At 72.3% G+C, this 18,163-nt stretch carries 21 protein-coding genes and 1 pseudogene; 17 read left to right on the plus strand and 5 right to left on the minus strand.

Annotated elements, in window-relative coordinates; all coding sequences use genetic code 11:
* Window positions 1–62 precede the first annotated feature (62 nt).
* Window positions 63–842 carry a hypothetical protein gene (locus C2L59_RS36070; RefSeq protein WP_103354020.1) on the plus strand — a complete coding sequence of 260 codons (780 nt, stop codon included), beginning with the start codon at window positions 63–65 and terminating at the stop codon, window positions 840–842.
* Here the strand turns inward: C2L59_RS36070 and C2L59_RS36075 are convergent.
* Window positions 839–1,780 carry a hypothetical protein gene (locus C2L59_RS36075; RefSeq protein WP_103354079.1) on the minus strand — a complete coding sequence of 314 codons (942 nt, stop codon included), beginning with the start codon at window positions 1,778–1,780 and terminating at the stop codon, window positions 839–841. The genes C2L59_RS36070 and C2L59_RS36075 overlap by 4 nt on opposite strands.
* Before the next feature lie 69 nt (window positions 1,781–1,849).
* Between C2L59_RS36075 and C2L59_RS36080 the strand changes: the two genes are divergently transcribed.
* From C2L59_RS36080 to C2L59_RS36150, 15 genes are all read left to right on the plus strand, one after another.
* Window positions 1,850–2,617 (plus strand): SDR family oxidoreductase, encoded by a 768-nt coding sequence (locus C2L59_RS36080; RefSeq protein ID WP_199199426.1) that lies wholly within the window; start codon window positions 1,850–1,852, stop codon window positions 2,615–2,617.
* A 75-nt stretch (window positions 2,618–2,692) separates the two neighbouring features.
* Window positions 2,693–3,448 carry an ABC transporter ATP-binding protein gene (locus tag C2L59_RS36085; protein ID WP_199199427.1) on the plus strand — a complete coding sequence of 252 codons (756 nt, stop codon included), beginning with the start codon at window positions 2,693–2,695 and terminating at the stop codon, window positions 3,446–3,448.
* A complete protein-coding gene (locus tag C2L59_RS36090) occupies window positions 3,448–5,895 on the plus strand; it encodes an FtsX-like permease family protein (protein ID WP_103354080.1) in 2,448 nt (815 codons plus the stop codon). Before C2L59_RS36085 ends, C2L59_RS36090 begins: the two co-directional genes overlap by 1 nt.
* Window positions 5,896–5,922: 27 nt before the next feature.
* Complete coding sequence (pyrE, locus tag C2L59_RS36095; RefSeq protein WP_103354023.1) at window positions 5,923–6,486, plus strand: orotate phosphoribosyltransferase; 564 nt, start codon at window positions 5,923–5,925, stop codon at window positions 6,484–6,486.
* Window positions 6,487–6,590: 104 nt separating this feature from the next.
* On the plus strand, window positions 6,591–7,142 hold the full coding sequence (locus C2L59_RS36100) for an RNA polymerase sigma factor (RefSeq protein WP_103354024.1): 552 nt from the start codon (window positions 6,591–6,593) through the stop codon (window positions 7,140–7,142).
* Window positions 7,133–7,702, plus strand: a complete 570-nt coding sequence (locus tag C2L59_RS36105; protein ID WP_103354025.1) for a hypothetical protein — start codon at window positions 7,133–7,135, stop codon at window positions 7,700–7,702. Before C2L59_RS36100 ends, C2L59_RS36105 begins: the two co-directional genes overlap by 10 nt.
* Window positions 7,699–8,061 (plus strand): Asp23/Gls24 family envelope stress response protein, encoded by a 363-nt coding sequence (locus C2L59_RS36110; RefSeq protein WP_103354026.1) that lies wholly within the window; start codon window positions 7,699–7,701, stop codon window positions 8,059–8,061. The genes C2L59_RS36105 and C2L59_RS36110 overlap by 4 nt, the downstream gene beginning before the upstream one ends.
* Entirely contained in the window at window positions 8,058–8,351 is a 294-nt protein-coding gene (locus tag C2L59_RS36115) for a hypothetical protein (RefSeq protein ID WP_103354027.1), read from the plus strand. Before C2L59_RS36110 ends, C2L59_RS36115 begins: the two co-directional genes overlap by 4 nt.
* A gap of 78 nt (window positions 8,352–8,429) precedes the next feature.
* Complete coding sequence (locus tag C2L59_RS36120; RefSeq protein WP_103354028.1) at window positions 8,430–8,855, plus strand: Asp23/Gls24 family envelope stress response protein; 426 nt, start codon at window positions 8,430–8,432, stop codon at window positions 8,853–8,855.
* A gap of 1 nt (window position 8,856) precedes the next feature.
* On the plus strand, window positions 8,857–9,039 hold the full coding sequence (locus tag C2L59_RS36125; protein ID WP_103354029.1) for a hypothetical protein: 183 nt from the start codon (window positions 8,857–8,859) through the stop codon (window positions 9,037–9,039).
* A gap of 2 nt (window positions 9,040–9,041) precedes the next feature.
* Window positions 9,042–9,317, plus strand: a complete 276-nt coding sequence (locus tag C2L59_RS36130; protein WP_233223861.1) for an Asp23/Gls24 family envelope stress response protein — start codon at window positions 9,042–9,044, stop codon at window positions 9,315–9,317.
* Between the two features lie 26 nt (window positions 9,318–9,343).
* Window positions 9,344–9,841 (plus strand): DUF6286 domain-containing protein, encoded by a 498-nt coding sequence (locus C2L59_RS36135; RefSeq protein WP_233223863.1) that lies wholly within the window; start codon window positions 9,344–9,346, stop codon window positions 9,839–9,841.
* A 202-nt stretch (window positions 9,842–10,043) separates the two neighbouring features.
* The gene (locus tag C2L59_RS36140; RefSeq protein ID WP_103354030.1) at window positions 10,044–10,592 is read left to right on the plus strand and encodes an alkaline shock response membrane anchor protein AmaP; all 549 of its coding nucleotides are present in this window, start codon (window positions 10,044–10,046) and stop codon (window positions 10,590–10,592) included.
* Window positions 10,593–10,879: 287 nt separating this feature from the next.
* On the plus strand, window positions 10,880–11,269 hold the full coding sequence (locus tag C2L59_RS36145; protein WP_103354031.1) for a DUF2784 domain-containing protein: 390 nt from the start codon (window positions 10,880–10,882) through the stop codon (window positions 11,267–11,269).
* A 14-nt stretch (window positions 11,270–11,283) separates the two neighbouring features.
* Window positions 11,284–11,934, plus strand: a complete 651-nt coding sequence (locus C2L59_RS36150; RefSeq protein ID WP_103354032.1) for an RNA methyltransferase — start codon at window positions 11,284–11,286, stop codon at window positions 11,932–11,934.
* Window position 11,935: 1 nt separating this feature from the next.
* Here the strand turns inward: C2L59_RS36150 and C2L59_RS36155 are convergent, their stop codons facing one another.
* Window positions 11,936–12,904, minus strand: coding sequence for a cellulase family glycosylhydrolase (locus C2L59_RS36155; RefSeq protein ID WP_103354033.1), 969 nt, complete (start codon window positions 12,902–12,904; stop codon window positions 11,936–11,938).
* Between the two features lie 68 nt (window positions 12,905–12,972).
* Window positions 12,973–15,106, minus strand: a pseudogene (locus C2L59_RS36160) (molybdopterin-dependent oxidoreductase).
* Window positions 15,107–15,157: 51 nt separating this feature from the next.
* Between C2L59_RS36160 and C2L59_RS36165 the strand changes: the two are divergent.
* Window positions 15,158–16,156, plus strand: coding sequence for a glycoside hydrolase family 76 protein (locus C2L59_RS36165; protein ID WP_103354034.1), 999 nt, complete (start codon window positions 15,158–15,160; stop codon window positions 16,154–16,156).
* A gap of 1 nt (window position 16,157) precedes the next feature.
* On the opposite strand, the gene C2L59_RS36170 is transcribed toward C2L59_RS36165, so the two are convergent.
* Entirely contained in the window at window positions 16,158–17,024 is an 867-nt protein-coding gene (locus C2L59_RS36170) for a LacI family DNA-binding transcriptional regulator (protein ID WP_103354035.1), read from the minus strand.
* A 69-nt stretch (window positions 17,025–17,093) separates the two neighbouring features.
* A complete protein-coding gene (locus C2L59_RS36175; RefSeq protein WP_103354036.1) occupies window positions 17,094–18,131 on the minus strand; it encodes a LacI family DNA-binding transcriptional regulator in 1,038 nt (345 codons plus the stop codon).
* Between the last annotated feature and the right edge of the window lie 32 nt (window positions 18,132–18,163).

Here is an 18,163-nt window from a genome sequence, read left to right on the forward strand (position 1 = left end):
GGCCCGGCGACACGGGGACCGGCGATCATCCCTCCGGCGTAACAGGCGATACCCTGCACGTCGTGGGTATTCCGGCGTGGATCTGGTTCGTCATCGCGGCCGTCGCCCTGGTGGCGGGGCTGGGGCTGCTCGCCGCCGACCGGGCGAAGGAGGGCTCGCGCAACCGCGAGCGCATGCGCTGGGCGCAGCTGCGCGGCTGGCAGTTCGTCGAGGAGGACGAGCGGCTGCCGCAGCAGTGGTCGAACGGCGCCATCGGCTACTTCGGCGCGGACGCCGCCGTGAACGTCGTCGCGGGTTCCACCTTCACCTCCGACGGCCGCCGCCCGGTGTTCATCTTCGACATCGAGACCGAGGGGCAGATCCCCGCGGTCGTCGTCGCCGTGCGCTGCAACAAGAAGCACCGGATCCCGATCGAGATGTGGCTCTCCAGCGTCCCGTTCCAGCGCGCCGACATGCCCGAAATGCTCGGCCCGATCGGCTCGCGCTACGCCTTCGCGGACGACGCCGACGGCGCCCGCGTGGTGATCACCCAGGAGCTCGTCGACGCCGCGGACCAGCTCGGCGGCGACGTCGGCGTGGCCTGGCTGGAGAACGAGTGGGTGCTCGCCAGCGTGGCGCCGACCGCCGGCCCGTCGCGGCTCGAGCGCCTGCTGCGCGACCTGGGCGAGATCGCGGACATCGTCGACCCGTTCGACGAGGACTACGACGCCGGCCGCCACCAGGCGAGCGCCCCGGTGCCGTCCGAGGCCGGTGCGCCGGTCGCGCCCGCCGCTCCGGGCACCCCGGCGGCCGGGCTGCCGGTGCAGCAGCCGCCGGTGGACGCGCCGCCGAGCGAAAGCTAGCGGCCGAGCACCGGCTGGTCGAGCACGCCGAGCGACACCGGCCGGTCGAGCGTGCCGCGCACCGAGGTCGTGCCGCCTTCGGCGTGGACCACGTGGTCCACACCCAGGTCGCCGCGGATCGAGCCGGCCGGCCCGGCCGGGCCGAGCGACTGGCCCGTCGCGACCAGGCCCCAGGCCGGCCCCAGCTGGCCGCCGGCTTCGTGCTGCTGGCCCAGGTCGAGGACGCCGGCGAGCTGACCGGCCGCGTGCTGCTCCGACGTCATCCCGACCGCGCCCACCCGGCCGAGGTCGACGGCCTGGCCGGACGACCGGCGGACCGAGAGCGCGCCCCATAGGTCGCCGGCGAAGCTGCCGTGCAGGCCGGTGTCGACCTGCTCGGCGTGCTGGCTCAGCACGTCGACCCCGTCGGCCAGCCAGACCCCGTGCGAGGTGCCCTCGCCGAGGCCGGCCCGCCGCTCGGTGAAGCCGCCGAGGGGCGAAAACGACAGGTTGCGCGCTTCGCCCTGGCCGAGCCGCTGGTTGTTCGCGGTGACCGCGCGGACCTGGCCGAGCCGCAGGGTGTGCCGGCCGGTGCGGGCGAACGTCTCGGTCTCCCGCGACGCCGCCGACGTCTCCGTCTGCCACTCCTCGCGCCCGGCCGTCGCGGACGCCGCGAGGTCGTTGGCGAGCACCGCGCCGGCGATTTCCTTCGCGATGAAGTCCTCGCGCGTCGCGGTCACGGTCTCGCGCACCACCGAGGAGCCGTCGTCGCCGGACGTCGAGACGTCCCGCTCGAAGGTGCTGTCGACGCGGTGGTCGAGCGGCAGCGTCACCTCGGCCGGGGTCGGAGTCGGGATCGCCAGCGCCGTCGCGGGGGCCGCGAAGAGCAGCGCGACAGGCGCCGCACCGGCGGCGACCTTGGGCAGATAGCCGCTTTTGCGCCTGGTGTGCTTACCCATGCGGCGGACCATACTTCCCCGCCGAATCGAACGCACGTCCGCCCGTGACCAGCGAGTATGTTCACCCACATGACCACCACCGCTCTCATAACCGGCGCTACGGCGGGCATCGGCGCACAGTTCGCGCGCACCCTTGCCGCCGAAAAGTACGACCTGGTGCTCGTCGCCCGTGACGTCGCGCGGCTGGAGTCGTACGCCGCTGAACTGCGGGAACGCCACGGCGTGGCGGTCGAGGTGCTGCCCGCCGATTTGTCCGAAGTGGACGGACGGACGGCGGTCGAGGAGCGGCTCGCCGCCGGGCCGGTCGACCTCCTGGTGAACAACGCCGGGTTCGGGCTCAACGGCGATTTCTGGACCATCCCGCCGGACGCGCTGCAGCGCCAGCTCGACGTCAACGTCACCGCGGTCCTGCGGCTCACCCGGGCCGTCCTGCCCGGCATGATCGAGCGCGGGCACGGCGAAATCATCCAGGTCAGCAGCGTGGCGGGGTTCTTCAGCGGCCGCGGCTCGACGTACACGGCGAGCAAGAACTGGGTCACCTCCTTCACCGAAGGCATCGCCGCGTCCCTGCCCAAGGGTGTCCGGATGATGGCGCTCTGTCCCGGTTTCACGGCGACCGAGTTCCACGAGCGCGCCGGCATCGGGAAACCGGGCCCGAAAATCGCCTGGTTGGGTGTCGAACAGGTGGTCACCGAGGCGCTCGCGGACCTGCGCCGCGGCAAGGTGATCTCCGTGCCGAGCCTGCAGTACAAGGTCGTCGTCGCACTCGGCGGCCTGCTGCCGCGCGCGGTGCTGCGCCGGGTCGGCGGCGGTTTCGGCGGCAAGGGCCGCACCTGAGTAGGGCTGTCCCCACCCCGAAGACGCACGTGCGCACCAGGGTGGTCGGGGGGCGCGCTCTCTAGCGTTTTCCCCATGACAACTGGGTGGCACGAGGCAGCCGACGCGGTCCGGCTGGAGGCCGTGCGCAAGGAGTACGGCGACGGCGTGGTCGCGCTGGACGGGGTTTCGATCGCGTTCCCGCGCGGCGGCTTCACCGCGGTGATGGGCCCGTCCGGGTCGGGCAAGAGCACGTTCCTGCACTGCGCGGCCGGCCTGGACCGCCCGACGTCCGGCCGGGTCGTGCTCGACGGCCAGGACCTCGACGGCAAGAACGAGACCTACCTGACTGAACTGCGGCGCGACCGCGTCGGCTTCGTCTTCCAGGCGTTCAACCTGCTCCCGGCGCTGACGGTCGAGCAGAACGTGGTGCTGCCGCTGCAGCTGGCCGGCAAGCGCGCGGACAAGCGGCGGGTGGAACGGATCATCGCGCACGTCGGGCTCGACGGGCGCCGCAAGCACCTGCCCGGGCAGCTGTCCGGCGGCCAGCAGCAGCGCGTCGCGATCGCCCGCGCCCTGGTCACCGACCCCGCCGTGCTCTTCGCCGACGAGCCGACCGGCGCCCTCGACACGCGGACCGCCGCCGAAGTGCTCGGCCTGCTGCGCGACTCCGTCCGGGGTGGCGGCCAGACGGTGATCATGGTGACGCACGACCCGGTCGCCGCGTCCTACGCCGACGAGGTCGTGTTCCTGGCCGACGGCCGGATCGCCGGGCGGCTCGCGCGGCCGACCGCGGAAGCCGTCGCCGAGCGGATGACCCACCTGGGCGAATGGGGCCGGGTGGCGGCGTGATGATCAAGCTGGCGTTGCGGACCCTCCGCCTGCGCAAGGGCGGCTTCCTGGCGACGTTCGTCGCCGTGTTCTTCGGCGCGCTGGTCGTCTCGGCGTGCGGTGGCCTGATGGAAACCGGCATCCGGTCCGAGACGCCGGTGCAGCGGCTGGCCGCGGCGCCGATCGTCGTCGGCGGGCCGCAGACGTTCGAACTGCCGCGGGAGGACCCGGCGACCCTCGATCCCGAGGACAAGCACAAGTCCGAGACCGCGACCCTGCCCGAGCGCGTCCGGCTCGACGCGGCGGTGGCGGATCGCCTGCGCGCGGTTTCGGGTGTCACGAACGTGGTCGGCGAGGTCAGCTTCCCCGCGCGGGCCGGCGCCGCGAGCGTGCTCGGCCACGCCTGGGACTCCGCCGTGCTGACGCCGTACACGCTGAAGGGTGACGCGCCGAAGCCGGGCGAAGTCGTCGTCGACGCCGGGCTCGGCCTCGCCGTCGGGGACACGCTGCCGGTCGCCGCGCACGGCACGGTCGGCCAGTACCGGGTTTCCGGGATCGCCGAGGCGCCGCAGGCCATGCGCGGCTCCGCGGTGTTCTTCGCACCTTCGGACGCGGGCAAGCTGTCCGGGCACCCGGGCCGCTTCGACGCCATCGGCGTCTTCGGCGGTGACGTCGCCGCGGTGTCGGCGGCGGTCGGCAACGCCGGTGTCGTGACGACCGGCGTCGACCGCGGCGCCCTGGAGTTCCCCGAGACGGGCAAGAGCGGCGAGAACCTGATCGTGCTGTCAGCCGTCTCCGGCGGGCTGTCGGCGCTGGTCATGGTGTTCGTCGTGGCGGGCACGCTGACCCTGTCGACGCAGCAGCGCCAGCGCGAACTCGCGCTGCTGCGCGCGGTCGGCACGACCCCGCGCCAGCTGCGGCGGATGGTGCTCGGCGAAGCGGTCGTCGTCGGGCTGCTCGCCGTCGGCGTCGCGGTGGTGCTCGGCCCGGTGCTGGGGCACTGGCTGTTCGGGCAGCTCACCGACCACCAGGTGGTGCCCGACGTGCTGCAGTTCGAGCAGGGCTGGGTCCCGGCGACGGTCGCCGCGGGCGCGTCGCTGCTGGCCGTCGTGGCCGCCTCCTTCGTGGCCGGCCGACGCGCTTCGCGGGTCCGCCCCACCGAGGCGCTCGCCGAAGCCGCCGTCGAGCGGCGCTGGCTGACGCCGATCCGGCTGATCACCGCGATCCTGTGCTTCGGTGGCGGGACAGCGCTCGCGATCGTGACGGTCGCCGTGATGACCGGCCCGGTGGCGGCCAGCACGGCCGGCCCGGCGGTGATGCTGTGGGCGTTCGGCCTCGCGGCGATCAGCCCCGGCGTCACGAAGCTGATGGCGACGCTGCTGCGCTGGCCGGTGGAGGCGCTGACCGGCGTCAACGGCCGGGTCGCGCTGCGCAACACCCGCGTCGGCGCGGTGCGGGCGGCCGGCGCGGTGACCCCGATCATGCTCGCGGTCGGCATCGCGACCGCCAACATCTACCTGCAGACCACCCAGGAAGCCGCCGCGAACCAGGCCTTCACCGAGGACCTGCGCGCGGACGCGGTCGTGGGCGCGCCAGGCGGGCTCGACCCGGCGGTGCTGGACCGGGTGCGCGCGGTGCCGGGCGTGGCCGGCGCGTCGGAGTACGTGACGAGCACGGTGTTCGTCGAGAAGCCGTTCGACTCCGGCCAGAACGACGACGGCCGGCCCGCGCTGGGCGTCAGCGAGCTGACCGGGAACGCGGTCGAGGTGCCGGCCACGCTCGGCCACCACGTCGGCGACACGTTGTCGCTGAGGCTCGGCGACGGCACGCCGGTGGACGTGCGGGTGACCGCCGTGGTGGACCAGCGTCCGGGGTTCGAACGGCTCGTGCTGCCCGCCGGGCTGCTGGCCCCGCACACGACGCTCGGACTCGCGCCGCAGCTGATGGTCCGCGCCGCTCCCGGCGTCGACGCGGCGACGCTGACCGCCCGCCTCCGCGAGGCGACCACCGGGCTGCCGGTGTTCGTCGGGGACCGGGAGACGCTGATCGCGGCGCACGCGAAGGGCAACGAGGTCGGCGCCTGGGTCAACTACCTGCTCGTCGGGATGATCCTCGCGTACACGGTCATCTCCGTGGTGAACACGCTGGTGATGGCCACCGCGCGGCGGCGCCGCGAGTTCGGGATGCAGCGGCTGAGCGGCTTCACCCGCGGCCAGGTGCTGCGCATGGCGGGCGTCGAAGGCGGCTTGATCGCGACCATCGCGGTGCTGCTGGGCACGCTCGTCGCGGCCGGCGCGATCGTGCCGTTCTGCCTGGTGGTGACCGGGTCCCTGCTGCCGTCGGGCCCGGTGGCGATCTACCTGGTGGTGCTCGCCGTCGCCGTGGTGCTCGCGCTGGTGGCGATCCTGGTCCCGGCCTGGGCGGCGACGCGCGGGCGTGCGGTCGACGCCACATCCATCGGTGAGTGAACGCGGCCGTGTGTAAGACTCTCGGCCGTGGCGAACCCCGGGTTGGATCAAGCGGCGAAACTCGAACTGGCCAGGCTGGTCACCGATCTTTCCGTGGTGCACGGAAAAGTGACCCTGGCGTCCGGCAAGGAAGCCGACTACTACATCGACCTCCGGCGGGCGACCCTGCACCACGCGGCGGCGCCGCTGATCGGCAAGCTCCTCCGCCAGCTGACGGCGGACTGGGACTACGTGGCGGCGGGCGGCCTGACGCTGGGCGCCGACCCGGTCGCGCTGGCGATGCTGCACTCGGCGGCCTCCGACGGCGTCGTGCTGGACGCGTTCGTGGTCCGCAAGGCGGTCAAGGAGCACGGCATGCAGCGGCGCATCGAGGGCATGGAGGTCCGCGGCCAGCGAGTCCTGGCGGTGGAGGACACGTCGACAACGGGCGGCAGCGTCCTGACGGCGGTCGAAGCCCTGCGCGAAGCGGGCGCGGACGTGGTCGGCGTGGTGACGGTCGTCGACCGCGACACGGGCGCGCGGGAGGCCATCGAGAAGGAAGGCCTGGCGTACCGGTACATCCTGGGCCAGGACGACCTCGGCCTGAACTGACGGCCGCCGGGGCGGATCGCTGGATTCGCCCCGGTGACCGGCGTCACCGAGAATCGGTGCGTGACGATTTCCGCCCGCCGGTGTCCTCCTCCTGAGGAGGTGCCGTGACGACGACTACGCCGCTCGACGACGTGACCCTCGTCGGCCGCGCGCGGGATGGGGACGTCCGCGCCTACGAGCAGCTCGTGCTGCGCTACCAGGGGCCGATGTTCCGGCTCGCCGTGAAGATGCTCGCCAACCGCGGGGACGCCGAGGACGTCGTGCAGGAGGTGTTCCTCAACGCCTGGCGCAAGCTCGGCCAGCTCGGCGAGGACGCCGCCTTCGTCGGCTGGCTCTACCGGGCCACCACGAACCGCTGTCTCAACGCGATCCGCGCGCGCAAGCCGCAGGCCGACGTCGATCTCGACACCGCCGAGTCGCCGCGGGCCGACCTGCAGCCGGAGCGGGCCGTGCAGGTCAGCAGCCAGCTCGCCGCCCTGAACTCGGCCCTGGCGCAGCTGACCCCCGAGCAACGGGCGTGCTGGCTGCTGCGGGAAGTGCACGGCCGGTCCTACGAAGAGATCGGCGAAACCGTGGGCGCGAACGCGACGGCCGTCCGCGGCCGGATCGCGCGCGCCCGGGCCCAGCTGGCGGAGGTGATGAAGCCATGGCGATGACGGACTACGAGCTGCCCTGCGAACGCGACGTCGAGCAGGTGTGGGAGCGGCTCGACGCGGTCGGCGCCGGGCTGGCCGACGAACACGAACTGACCTGCCCGCACTGCCGGGCCGCGCGCGAGAGCCTGCTGGCGCTGCGCGAGGCGACGTCGGAGCTGGTGGTCGAGGCGGACGCGCCGTCGCCGGACCTGTTCGGCCGGATCATGTCGGCCGTGCGCGCGGAGGTACGGCGCGGCTCGATGGTGCGGCTGCCGACCCCGGAACCCGGGTTCGTCGAGGTGAGCGAGCAGGCGGTGGCGGCGGTGCTGCGGTACGCGGCGGACACCGTCGACGGCGTCCGGGCGCGGCGCTGCCGGGTGCGGACCGTCCCCGGCGGCGTGGAAGTCGAACTGACCCTCGCGGTCAGCCTGCGGATCGCCGCGGGCGGCGAAGCGCTGGCGAAGGTGCGGGAGCGGGTGACCGCGGCGGCCGCGGCCCGGGTGGGACTCACGCTCGTGAAGCTCGACCTGGTCGTGGACGACATTTTTGCGGACGACACTGTCGGGGAGCCAGGGAAATGAGCGTCGATTTCGTCGTCGCCGATCCGGTGATCGCCAGCGTGGCGGCGCGGGCGGCGATCACCACGCCGGGTGTCGTGCGGCTAGAACCGGGCCTGCGCGGCCTGGTGACGGCGTGGACCCGGGCGGCCCGGCAGCGGTGGAAGGGCCTCGACCCGGCGCCGGCGGACGGTGTCCGGGTCCGCACCGCGGACGGCCGGGTGACCGTCCACATCGACCTCGTCACCGCGGCGGCCGACCAGGCGGCCGCGGTGGGCCGGGCGGTGCAGCGCGCGGTGACGCGGTTCGTGGCCGAGCAGACCGGGCTGGTCGTCGACGAGGTGTCGGTGTCCATCATGGACATCGAGCCGGAGGTTCGGTGACCGCGAACGAGACCGCCGAGCGGATCGCCGGTGCCCTCGCGGAGGTGGCCGGCCTTCGCCCGGCGACCTCGACGCTGTCGGTGGGCGGGGACGGCACGGCGGTGGACCTGAGCCCCGAGGTCGTCCTGATCCGCCTCATCGCGACCCGGCTGCCGATCCCGCCGCTGCTGGACCGGGCGGCCGAAGCCGTGCGCCCGGTGCTCGTGGGCACGGCGTGGGAGAACGCGCGGCTGCGGTTGGTCGTCACCGACCTCGACGGGGCGGCGTTCGCGAGACCCACGTCACAGTGACGGTCGCCGGCCCTCCGGGTCCTTAGCTACGAACAAGGCGAAAAGCCTTGCTCCACAAGGACATCCAAGGAGGAAGCCATGACCGTGACGGCCGAGAAGCAGGAAAGCACGCTCGTCACCAAGCAGGGCACCACGACGATCGCCGACACCGTGGTGCAGAAGATCGCCGGGCTCGCCGCGCGCGAAGTCCGTGGCGTGCACGACCTCGGCGGCGGAACGGCACGGGCGCTGAGCGCGATCCGCGACCGCATCCCCGGCGCGTCCGCCAGTGTCGGCCAGGGCGTGTCGGTTGAGGTCGGCGAGAAGCAGGCCGCGGTGGACCTGCAGGTGCTCGTCGAGTACGGCGTCGCCATCGCGGAGCTCGCGCGATCGGTGCGGCGCAACGTGATCACGGCGATCGAGCAGATGACCGGGCTGCAGGTCGTCGAGGTGAACATCAACGTCACCGACGTCCACATCCCGGGCGACGACGAGGAAACCACCGTCTCGGACCGGGTGCAGTGACATGAGCGGGACACTGATCGGGCTGGTTTTCGGGCTGGCACTGGGTTTCGCGGTGGCTTTCGGCGGGTTCGGCGCCTTCGTCGCGGTGCTGGTGCTCGGCGGGCTCGGCCTGCTGGCCGGCCGCTGGGCCGACGGCAAGCTGGACGTGGCCGCCCTCGTGGGCGCGGCCCGCGATCGGAGGTAGCGGTGGACCGCGGAGTGACGACGGTGGCCCCGCGAGCGGTCCGGCGCATCGCCGCCCGTGCCGCCCGCGAGGTCGACGGCATCGACGGCGACGTGACGGCGGAGGCCACAGTGGACGGATTGGTGACCACTTTGGACATCTCGTTGCCGGTCGCGTACCCGGCCCCGATCGCGGCGACGGCCGAGCGGGTCCGGACCCACCTGCGCGAGCGGGCGGCGGACCTGACCGGGCTCCGCGTGGAGCGCGTGGACATCACGGTCGTGGGGGGTGCCCGGTGAGGCGCCCGAGGCGGAGCGTGCCGGCGGTGTTGACGGCGCTGGTGCTGCTGGCGGCCTGCGCGCTGGTGACGACGGCGCTGGTGCAGCGGCTGCTCGGCGAGCGACCGGTGCTGTCGTACGACGCGGTCGCGGCCCGGGTGCACGACACCTCCTGGAACGAACTGCCCGTGCTCGTCGGGGGCGGGGCAGCGGTTCTGGCGGGGTGCACCCTCTTGGCGGCGGCCCTGTTCCGCGGGCGGCCGGCGGTGCTGGCGTTGACACGGGAACCGGCGGAAATCAACGCGGGCACGCCCCGCCACGGGTTGGAGAGGTCCCTACGCGCGGCGGCGGCTTCGGTCGACGGGGTGGCGGGGGCCAAGGTGCGGTCGGGGCGCCGGAGGATCCGGGTGAAGGTCCGGACCAACAGGACGAACCGGAGCGGGTTGGCGGCCGCGGTTCGGGCGACGGTGCAGGAGAGGCTGGACCGGGTGGGGTTGGCGGAGGTACCGGAGGTGCGGGTGCGGGTACGAGGAGGTCGGCGGTGAACGAGGTAGAGGCAGGCAGCGCTCGGCTCGGGGCGATGCGAACGGGTGGGGTCGAGTCGGTCGAGCGGGTGCCGATGGAAAGCGGCCCGGGGGTGGTTTGCCGCACTCGCCTCGAGGCGATGCGAACGGGCGGGGCGTCTACGGCGCCCACCCGCTCGCCGAGCCGGGCCGAGGCGTTCGAACCCCACCCGGGAGGCCCGCGATGAACCGGCCGGCCGCCCTGAACCGCTCCCTCCTCGCCCTGATCGGCCTGATCCTCCTCGCCGCCGGCGGGTTCGCCGTGGCCACCAACCTCGGGAAACTCCGCCTCTTCGACCCGTCCACCCCCCTCGTCCCCGGCACCGCACCGCCGCCCACCTGGGTCTTCTACCTCGCCATCGCGACCGCCGTCATCCTCGGCCTCCTCTGCCTGCGCTGGCTGGCCGCCCAGGCGTTCCGGCGGCCGAAACCCACCACCTGGCGGACCAGCGGCGACGCCGGCGTCACCCTCCTGAACTCCGCGACCGCCGCCGCGCCCGTGGCGGCTGATGTCGAGACCTATCCCGGCGTCCACACCGCGTCGGCCTGGCTGTCGGGGTCGCGTGACACCCCCGCCCTGACCCTCGTCGTCACCACCAGTCAGCCCGACGGGCTCCGGCGCCGGATCGCCGAGCACGCCCTGCCGCGGCTGCGGCAGGCCCTGGAAGTCGATGACCTCCCGGTGCGGCTGGAAATTCGGCTGACCGCGAAATCCGGGGTACGGGTGCGCTGACCAGGGCGTACCGTCGGGGGCATGGAGGAGCCGCCCCCGCCCGAACCGTACGACCCGAACCGGAAGAAACCGGACGGTGCGCCCGATCAGTACCCCCACGAGGAACCAACGCAGTACCCCGCGAAACGGCCGCCGGAATTCCCACCGGGCGTAACGCCTCCGTCACCGCCGAGGTGAACGAGTTGCTCCGCAGGGTTGAACATCACGTTCCTGGGCATTCAATAGGGGCGGACGAACCCCGCTGGCGGAGTAAAGTCGCTGGTCGGGGGATCGGTGGAGGGGGTGCGATGGCGAAGTTCCTGGCCGACGTGACCGTCGTGGTGCACATTCTGGCCCTGGTGCTCATCGGGCTGGGGGGCTTTGTCGCCTGGCGCTGGCCGAAGCTGATCTTCATCCACATGTTCGCCGCGGCGTGGGGCGTGCTGGTCAACGTGACGCCCGTGCCGTGCCCGCTTACCGCGCTGGAGAACTTCTTCCGCCACCAGCAGGGCCTCGGTGACCTGCCCGGCGGGTTCAACTCCTACTACCTCTACGGCACGGTCTTCCCGCAGTCCTGGCTGCCGACCATCGGGATCATCGCGATCGTGCTGGTCGCGTACTCCTACGTCGGCGTCTACCACCGCTGGCGCCACCGCCACGACGAGGAAACCCACGTGCGTCCGGTCCACCTGGGCTAGGCGACAATCGCCGGGTGAACACCGTGCCCGGGCCCACCGAGTGGGTCAGCCATGAAGAGGTCGGCGTCGGCCCGTGGCCGGGTGAGTGGCCCGCCGACGAGCGCTACGACCCCGAGCTGCTGCGGGACGGCGACCGCCGCAACGTCGTCGACGCCTACCGCTACTGGCGCCGCGAGGCCATCGTGTCCGATGTGGACAGCCGGCGGCACCCGTTCCACGTCGCCATCGAGAACTTCCAGCACGACCACAACATCGGCACCGTGGTCCGGACGGCCAACGCGTTCGCCGCGGCCGAGGTGCACATCGTCGGCCGACGGCGCTGGAACCGGCGTGGCGCCATGGTCACCGACCGCTACCAGCACCTGCGCCACCACGACGACGTCGACGGGCTGGTCGCCTTCGCGGCCGAACAGGGTCTGGCCGTCGTCGCCGTGGACAACACGCCCGGGTCGCAGCCGGTCGAGACGGCCGAGATCCCGCGCGAGTGCGTGCTGCTGTTCGGGCAGGAAGGGCCCGGGCTTTCCGCGGGGGCACAGGAAGCCGCGTCGCTGGTGGTCTCGATCGCGCAGTTCGGCACGACCCGCTCGATCAACGCCGGGGTCGCGGCCGGGATCGTCATGCACGCCTGGATCCGGCAGCACGCCGACCTCGGCCGCGCCTGGTGACCTACAGGCCCCAGCCCCAGCGCAGCTGCGCCACGCCCGTCGCGTTGTTCGTCTCCAGGCCGCTGCCGCTCTGCCGCGTGATCGAGTACGTGTCGCCCGAGCGCAGGCCCGGCCAGTAGACGACGCCCAGCTGCCGCGACCGCGCCAAGTCCGTCGTGGCGGCGAAGTACGCGGTGAAGTTGTTGCCGTCCTGGTGCCCGGCCGAGTAGTTCAGGCCGGTCGTCATCGGGGCGCCGGCCTCGTCGATGACCGTGCGGCCGGAGTACGACCCGAGCCGGTTGCTGAGGTTCGTCGTCCACGCCGAGCGGGTCGTGTCCGAGGCCCAGAAGCCGTAGAAGTGCAGGGACAGCAGCGTGCCGTCCAACGCGCTCGCCGCGCCGACACCCGTCACGTTGTCGTTGTAGCCGGTGCCGCTGATCAGCACCCGGCCGCGCGGGACGTCCGAGTGCCGGGCCAGCCACGTCGAGCAGAGCGACACCCAGGCGTTCAGGCTGTAGCCGAACGGCTCGTTCATCGGTTCGAAGTAGACACTGCCGTTGCCGCCGTAGTCGGCGGTTACCTTGTCCCACATGGTGTTCCACGCGGACACGTCGTCGACGAACCCGTCCTTGTTCGCTTCCCAGTACCCGAAGATGACCTTCATGCCGTGCGCCAGCGCCGAGTCGGCCGCGCCCTTGTACCGGCCCCACCAGTCCGAGTTGACGCTCTGCGGGTTGATCGGCAGCCGCACGGTGTTCGCGCCCAGCTTCTGCTGGAAGCCGCCGATGATGCCGTCGGCCTTGCTGCGGACGCTCGCGTAGCTGTCTCCCGAGGTGAGGCCGGTCGGGATCACCCACCCGTCCACGTAGTTGTCGCGGGCGTCGGCCCAGTTGACGCCGCGGAAGGCGGTGGTGGCCGCCGAGGCGCTCTGCGGGACGGTGACCAGGGGAACGAGCAGAAGAGCGAGGAGGCAGTGCCGAAGGCGAGCCATGCGAACTCCGATGTTCACGTAAACATGCCGGGTCGAGAATCCCCGACGGCTCGCGGCGGCGTCAAGGGTCAGATGGGTGCGACCTCGACCGGGATGCCGTTCAACACCGACGTTCCGGACGGAACGTCCAGCAGCGTCTCGTCGGCGACCAGGTTCGAGTTGACGCCGGGGTTCGCGCGCGCCACCCGCGTCCGCGAGCCGTCGACGTCGTGACCCCAGCCGTGCGGGATGCTTCACGCCCGGGCGGACCTCGTCGGTGACCTCGACCGGGACTTCGAGCTTGCCCGCGCGGGACGTCACCGACGCGAGGGCGCCGTCGGTGAGGCCGAGCCGGGCGGCGTCTTCGGGGTGCACCTGGGCCGTGCAGCGGTTGCCGCCGCGGACCAGCGGTTCGAGGTTGTGCATCCACGAGTTGTTCGAGCTCAGGTGCCGCCGCCCGATCAGCACCAGGCCGTCGTCCGCCGCTTTCGCGAGTTCGTCCCGCAACCGGGGGACGTCGGCGACGACCGGCTCGGGTGCCAGCTCGATCCGGCCGGACGCGGTGCACAGCACCTCGGGGATCCGCGGCTGCAGCGGCCCGAAGTCCACGCCGTGCGGCGCGGCTTCGAGGTCGGCGAGCGTGACGTCGTACGGCCCCGCGCGCAGCATCAGGTCGACCAGGCGCGCGGGCCCGGTCCGGTCGTGGGTGACTTCGAGCCCGGCGCGGCGGGCGACGTCGGCGGCGACGAAGTCGTCGAGCGCCGCGACGTCGGCCTCCGGGCCCTGACCGGCGACGATGCCGGTCAGCCGCAGCATGGTCTCCCACTCCTGCGGCAGCGCCGACGGCAGCGTGGCGGGCGTCCAGTTGGCGACGTTGCGGATCGACAGCTGGTAGAAGGCCAGGTCGAAGTGCGGGCGCTCGAGCGGCGACGGCCCGGGCAGGATGACGTCGGCGTGGCGGGACGTCTCGTTGAGGTAGACGTCGACGGAGATCATGAAGTCGAGGTTGTCCAGCGCCGCGGCCAGCCGGCCGGCGTTCGGCGTGCTCAGGCAGGGATTGCCGCTGACCGTGATCAGCGCGCGGACCTGCCCTTCGCCCGGGGTTTCGATCTCGTCGGCGAGGGTCGCGACCGGCAGTTCGCCGACGACCTCGGGCAGGCCGCGCACGCGGCTGCGCCAGCGTCCGACCGCGAAGGGGCGCCGGTTCCCGGTGGGCTGGCACGCGGCCAGCGGGAACATCGCGCCGCCCGGCGTGTCGAGATGGCCGGTGAGCACGTTGAGGACGTCGACCAGCCAGCTCGCGATGGTGCCGAACGCCTGGGTGGTGGTGCCGATCCGGCCGTAGACCACGGCGTTGTCCGAGGTCAGCTCCCGCGCCATCCGGCGGATCTCTTCGGCGCCGATGCCGGTGCGCGGGGCGACGGCCTCCGGGGTGAACGGCTCCGCCAGCGCGCGGACGTCGTCGAGGCCGTTGAGGTGCTCGGTCAGGCGGCCGGGGTCGACGCGGTTCTCCGCGAACAGGACGTTGACCAGCGCGAACAACAGGAGCGCGTCGGTGCCGGGCCGGATGGCGTGGTGCTCGTCGGCGAACGCGGCGGTGCGGGTGCGGCGCGGGTCGACGACGACGATCTTGCCGCCGCGCTCGCGGATCGCGCGCAGCCGGCCGCGGATGTCCGGCGCGGTCATCAGGCTGCCGTTCGAGACGAGCGGGTTGGCGCCGAGGATCAGCAGGTGCCGCGTCCGGTCGAGGTCGGGCACCGGGATGGCGAGCGGGTCGCCGAACATGGTGCCGGCGGAGTAGTGCTTCGGCAGCTGGTCGACCGACGTCGCGCTGTAGAAGTTCTTGGTGCCCAGGGCTTTGTAGAGCACGCGGCCGTAGAGCGTGAGCGCGATGTTGTGCACGCCGGGGTTGCCCGCGTACACGGCGACGGCGTCCCGGCCGTGCTGCTCGAGGATCGGCGGGAGGCGGCGGGCGATCTCGTCGTACGCCTCCTGCCAGCTGACCTCGACGAACTCGCCGTCACGCTTGAGCAGCGGGGCGGTCAGCCGGTCGGGGTCGTGGTGCAGCGCGCCGAGGGACGCGCCCTTGGGGCAGATGTACCCGCGCGAGAAGACGTCCTGCTCGTCACCTTTGACCCGCGTGACCTGCTGGTTCGCGTCGAGCGTCACTTCGAGACCGCAGGTGGCTTCGCACAGCGGGCAGGTGACGTGGGCGGTCGTCATGACCACCGAACATACCGAGCGGTATGTGGATGGGCAAGGCACGATTGCGACATGGACGTTTCGGCCGCGGAACACGCGGTGACCGCGCGGCACCTGCGCCGGGTGTGGGGCCTGCCCGCAACAGTGCTGGGCCGCAGCCGCTGGCCGGCGGCGGTGGACCAGCGGGTGCACTGGCACTGGAACTACTGGTGGCAGGCTCACCTGCTGGACACACTGGTCGACGCGCAGCTGCGTTTTCCTTCGGCTTCGCGCCTGGCCTTGATCCGGTCCTTCGTGCGGTCGGTGCGGCTGCGCAACTTCGGCCGCTGGACGAACGACTACTACGACGACATCGCGTGGCTCGGCCTTGCCCTGCAACGGGTATCGTCATTGGGGATTGACGTGGGTCCGGCGCTGGCGGCGATCGACACGCAGCTGCTGTCGGGCTGGACGTCGGCGGCGGGCGGCGGCATCTGGTGGCGCCGCGGAGACGACTTCAAGAACGCCCCGGCCAACGGCCCGGCGGCGATCTTCCACGCCCGGTCCGGAAACCTGCCCCGCGCTCGCGAGCTGACTTCGTGGCTGACGTCCACTTTGGTCGATCCGGCGTCCGGTTTGGTCTGGGACGGGATCCGCGCGGATACGGGTGAGCTGGTCAAGCACATTTATACGTACTGCCAAGGGGTTTATCTCGGGGCTTGCCTTGAGTTGTCCTTAATGGACGACGCTGCTCGTACGGTGCGCACGGTGGCGGAGCACTGCGCACCGGAAGGTGTGATCCGCGGCCAGGGCGGCGGCGACGGCGGGCTGTTCGCGGCGATCCTGGCCCGCTACCTGGCCTTGGCGGCTCGTGTTTTGCCGGACCCGGAGGCGGCGGTGGCCCGGTCGCTGGTGCTGACGTCGGCGGAGGCTTGCTGGTCAGGTGCGGTGGACGTGGCGGAGGGGCCGTTGTTCAGCGCGTATTGGGATCGTCCGGCGCCGTGGCCGTTGCCGGAGGACGCCCCGGAACGTGACATGTCGGTCCAGGTGGGCGGCTGGATGCTCCTCGAAGCCGCGGCGACGCTGGGTTAGGTCAGCACCCGCAGGAAGCGCCGTGCAGGAATCTCGGCGTCAGCCACACCGACTCCGCGGGCCGGTCCGGGTCGGCCATGCGGGACATCAGCAACTGCACCGCCCGGCTCCCCAGGTCCGCGACCGGCTGGACCAGTGTTGTCACCGCCGGGCTCACGCGACGGGCCCAATCCATGTCGCCGTAGCCCACCACCGCCAGCTCCGAACCGATCCTGATGCCCCTTCGGTGGGCCTCGTACTGGACGCCCACCAGCATCGACTCGTCCGCCACCACCAGGGCCGTCGGGGAGGGCCAGCCGTCCAGGAGCTTGGCCGTGGCCCGGGTTGCGCCGCCCGCGTTCGAAAAGCCGCTCTCCACCAGCTCGCGGTTGAACCGCAAACCCGCCTGCTCCAGGCCCAGGCGGTACCCGCGCACGCGCTCGCGGCTGACCTCCAGGCCCTCGTCACCCGAAACCAAGCCGATCTTGCGGTGGCGGCGGTCGGTCAGGTGGCGGACCAGGGACGCTACCGCGTGCACGTTCTCCGTGCCCACCTGGTCGACGTCGTTGCGCGCCGCCACGTGGTCCAGCAGGACCGTCGGTACGCCCATCCGGACCAGGCCGTTGATCACCGCTTCGTCGCCGGCCGAGGGGACCAGCAGCACGCCGTCCACCAGGTCCGCCCGCAGCGCGCGGACCACTGTGGCCTCTTCGCTCACGGTGTCGCCGGTGTCGGCCAGTACGACGTCGCAGCCCGCCTGCGCCGCGGCCGCGCGGATCGCGCGCAGCAGCTCCTCCGAATACGGGTTGGCGGAAACACCCATCGCGACGCCGATCCGGTAGGTGACCGGGGGGTCCCACAACCGGAGCTCCGGCGAAAGTGCGGTCATAAGCCCTCGCAGACGCTCAGCGGAACGGTATCCGCTGAACGGCCGCAGGACGGCGTCCTCGCCGCAGAATCACCGAAGTGAGTGAACCGGCGGGCAGCCGCACGACTCACGGTGACGCAGAGTGGGTGGCAGCCGGACCGTCTCGGCCTTGCGGGCCGGGTCGTTGATCCGGGCCAGCAGCAGCCGGACCGCCTGGCGGCCGATCTCCTCGATCGGCTGGGCCATCGTCGTCAGCGGCGGGTCGACCAGGTCCGCCCACTCGACCTCGTCGTAGACCACCACCGGCAGGTCGCGCCCGATCCGCAGCCCGCGCCGGCGCGCCTCGTGCAGCACCCCGACCATCATGCTGTCGTTGCCGACGACCAGCGCCGTCGGCGGCTCGGGCAGCGCCAGCAGCGTGCTCAACGCCAGCGCGCCCCCCTCGCGCGAGGAGTTTCCGCAGGCCACGAGGTCGGACGACCACGTGAGCCCGGACCGCCCGAGCCCCAGCCGGTAGCCGAGCACGCGCTCCTCGCTCGTCGACAACCCGGGCACGCCGCTGATCATCCCGATCCGCCGGTGCCCGAGCGTCGCCAGGTGCGCGGTCAGCGCCGACGTCGCCTGGATGTTCTCCGAACCCACCTGGTCGACGTCGGTGCGCGTGGACAGCCGGTCGATCAGCACCGTCGGTACGTCGAGGGACACCAGCTCGCCGATCACCGGGCCGTCGCCGGGGGCCGGGGTGATGAGCAGGCCGTCGACGCGACGGGAGCGCAGCGCCCGCACGGTGTCACGCTCCGTGTCCGCGTGGTCGTGCGTGTCGGCCAGCAGGACGGTGTAGCCGTGCGCCGACGCCTCCCGCTCGATCGCCTGCATCAGCGTCGCGAAGTACGGGTTGGCCACCAGTGAGATCGCCATCCCGATCGACCGCGTCCCGCCCGTGACCAGCGAACGCGCGATCGCGTCGCCGGTGTAGCCGGTCGCCTCGATCGCCCGCAGCACCGCCGCCTTGGTGTCCTCGGCGACCGCGCGCGTCCCGTTCACCACGTGCGAAACGGTCGTGATCGACACGCCCGCGAGCTCGGCGATGTCCCGCTGGGTCGGCCGTGAAGCCTTCGACTGGGCCATACCGATCCTTTCCGGCAAGCGTTTGCGCAAAC

The organism is Amycolatopsis sp. CA-128772, assembly GCF_002904295.1.
GTDB lineage: Bacteria > Actinomycetota > Actinomycetes > Mycobacteriales > Pseudonocardiaceae > Amycolatopsis.

Bases quoted from the DNA above. Each gene is read 5' to 3' on its own strand.
- C2L59_RS36075 (WP_103354079.1), bottom strand. From the start codon at position 1,780: ATGGGTAAGCACACCAGGCGCAAAAGCGGCTATCTGCCCAAGGTCGCC.
- C2L59_RS36080 (WP_199199426.1), top strand. From the start codon at position 1,850: ATGACCACCACCGCTCTCATAACCGGCGCTACGGCGGGCATCGGCGCA.
- C2L59_RS36085 (WP_199199427.1), top strand. From the start codon at position 2,693: ATGACAACTGGGTGGCACGAGGCAGCCGACGCGGTCCGGCTGGAGGCC.
- C2L59_RS36090 (WP_103354080.1), top strand. From the start codon at position 3,448: ATGATCAAGCTGGCGTTGCGGACCCTCCGCCTGCGCAAGGGCGGCTTC.
- C2L59_RS36105 (WP_103354025.1), top strand. From the start codon at position 7,133: ATGGCGATGACGGACTACGAGCTGCCCTGCGAACGCGACGTCGAGCAG.
- C2L59_RS36110 (WP_103354026.1), top strand. From the start codon at position 7,699: ATGAGCGTCGATTTCGTCGTCGCCGATCCGGTGATCGCCAGCGTGGCG.
- C2L59_RS36120 (WP_103354028.1), top strand. From the start codon at position 8,430: ATGACCGTGACGGCCGAGAAGCAGGAAAGCACGCTCGTCACCAAGCAG.
- C2L59_RS36125 (WP_103354029.1), top strand. From the start codon at position 8,857: ATGAGCGGGACACTGATCGGGCTGGTTTTCGGGCTGGCACTGGGTTTC.
- C2L59_RS36140 (WP_103354030.1), top strand. From the start codon at position 10,044: ATGAACCGGCCGGCCGCCCTGAACCGCTCCCTCCTCGCCCTGATCGGC.
- C2L59_RS36145 (WP_103354031.1), top strand. From the start codon at position 10,880: ATGGCGAAGTTCCTGGCCGACGTGACCGTCGTGGTGCACATTCTGGCC.
- C2L59_RS36155 (WP_103354033.1), bottom strand. From the start codon at position 12,904: ATGGCTCGCCTTCGGCACTGCCTCCTCGCTCTTCTGCTCGTTCCCCTG.
- C2L59_RS36165 (WP_103354034.1), top strand. From the start codon at position 15,158: ATGGACGTTTCGGCCGCGGAACACGCGGTGACCGCGCGGCACCTGCGC.
- C2L59_RS36170 (WP_103354035.1), bottom strand. From the start codon at position 17,024: ATGACCGCACTTTCGCCGGAGCTCCGGTTGTGGGACCCCCCGGTCACC.
- C2L59_RS36175 (WP_103354036.1), bottom strand. From the start codon at position 18,131: ATGGCCCAGTCGAAGGCTTCACGGCCGACCCAGCGGGACATCGCCGAG.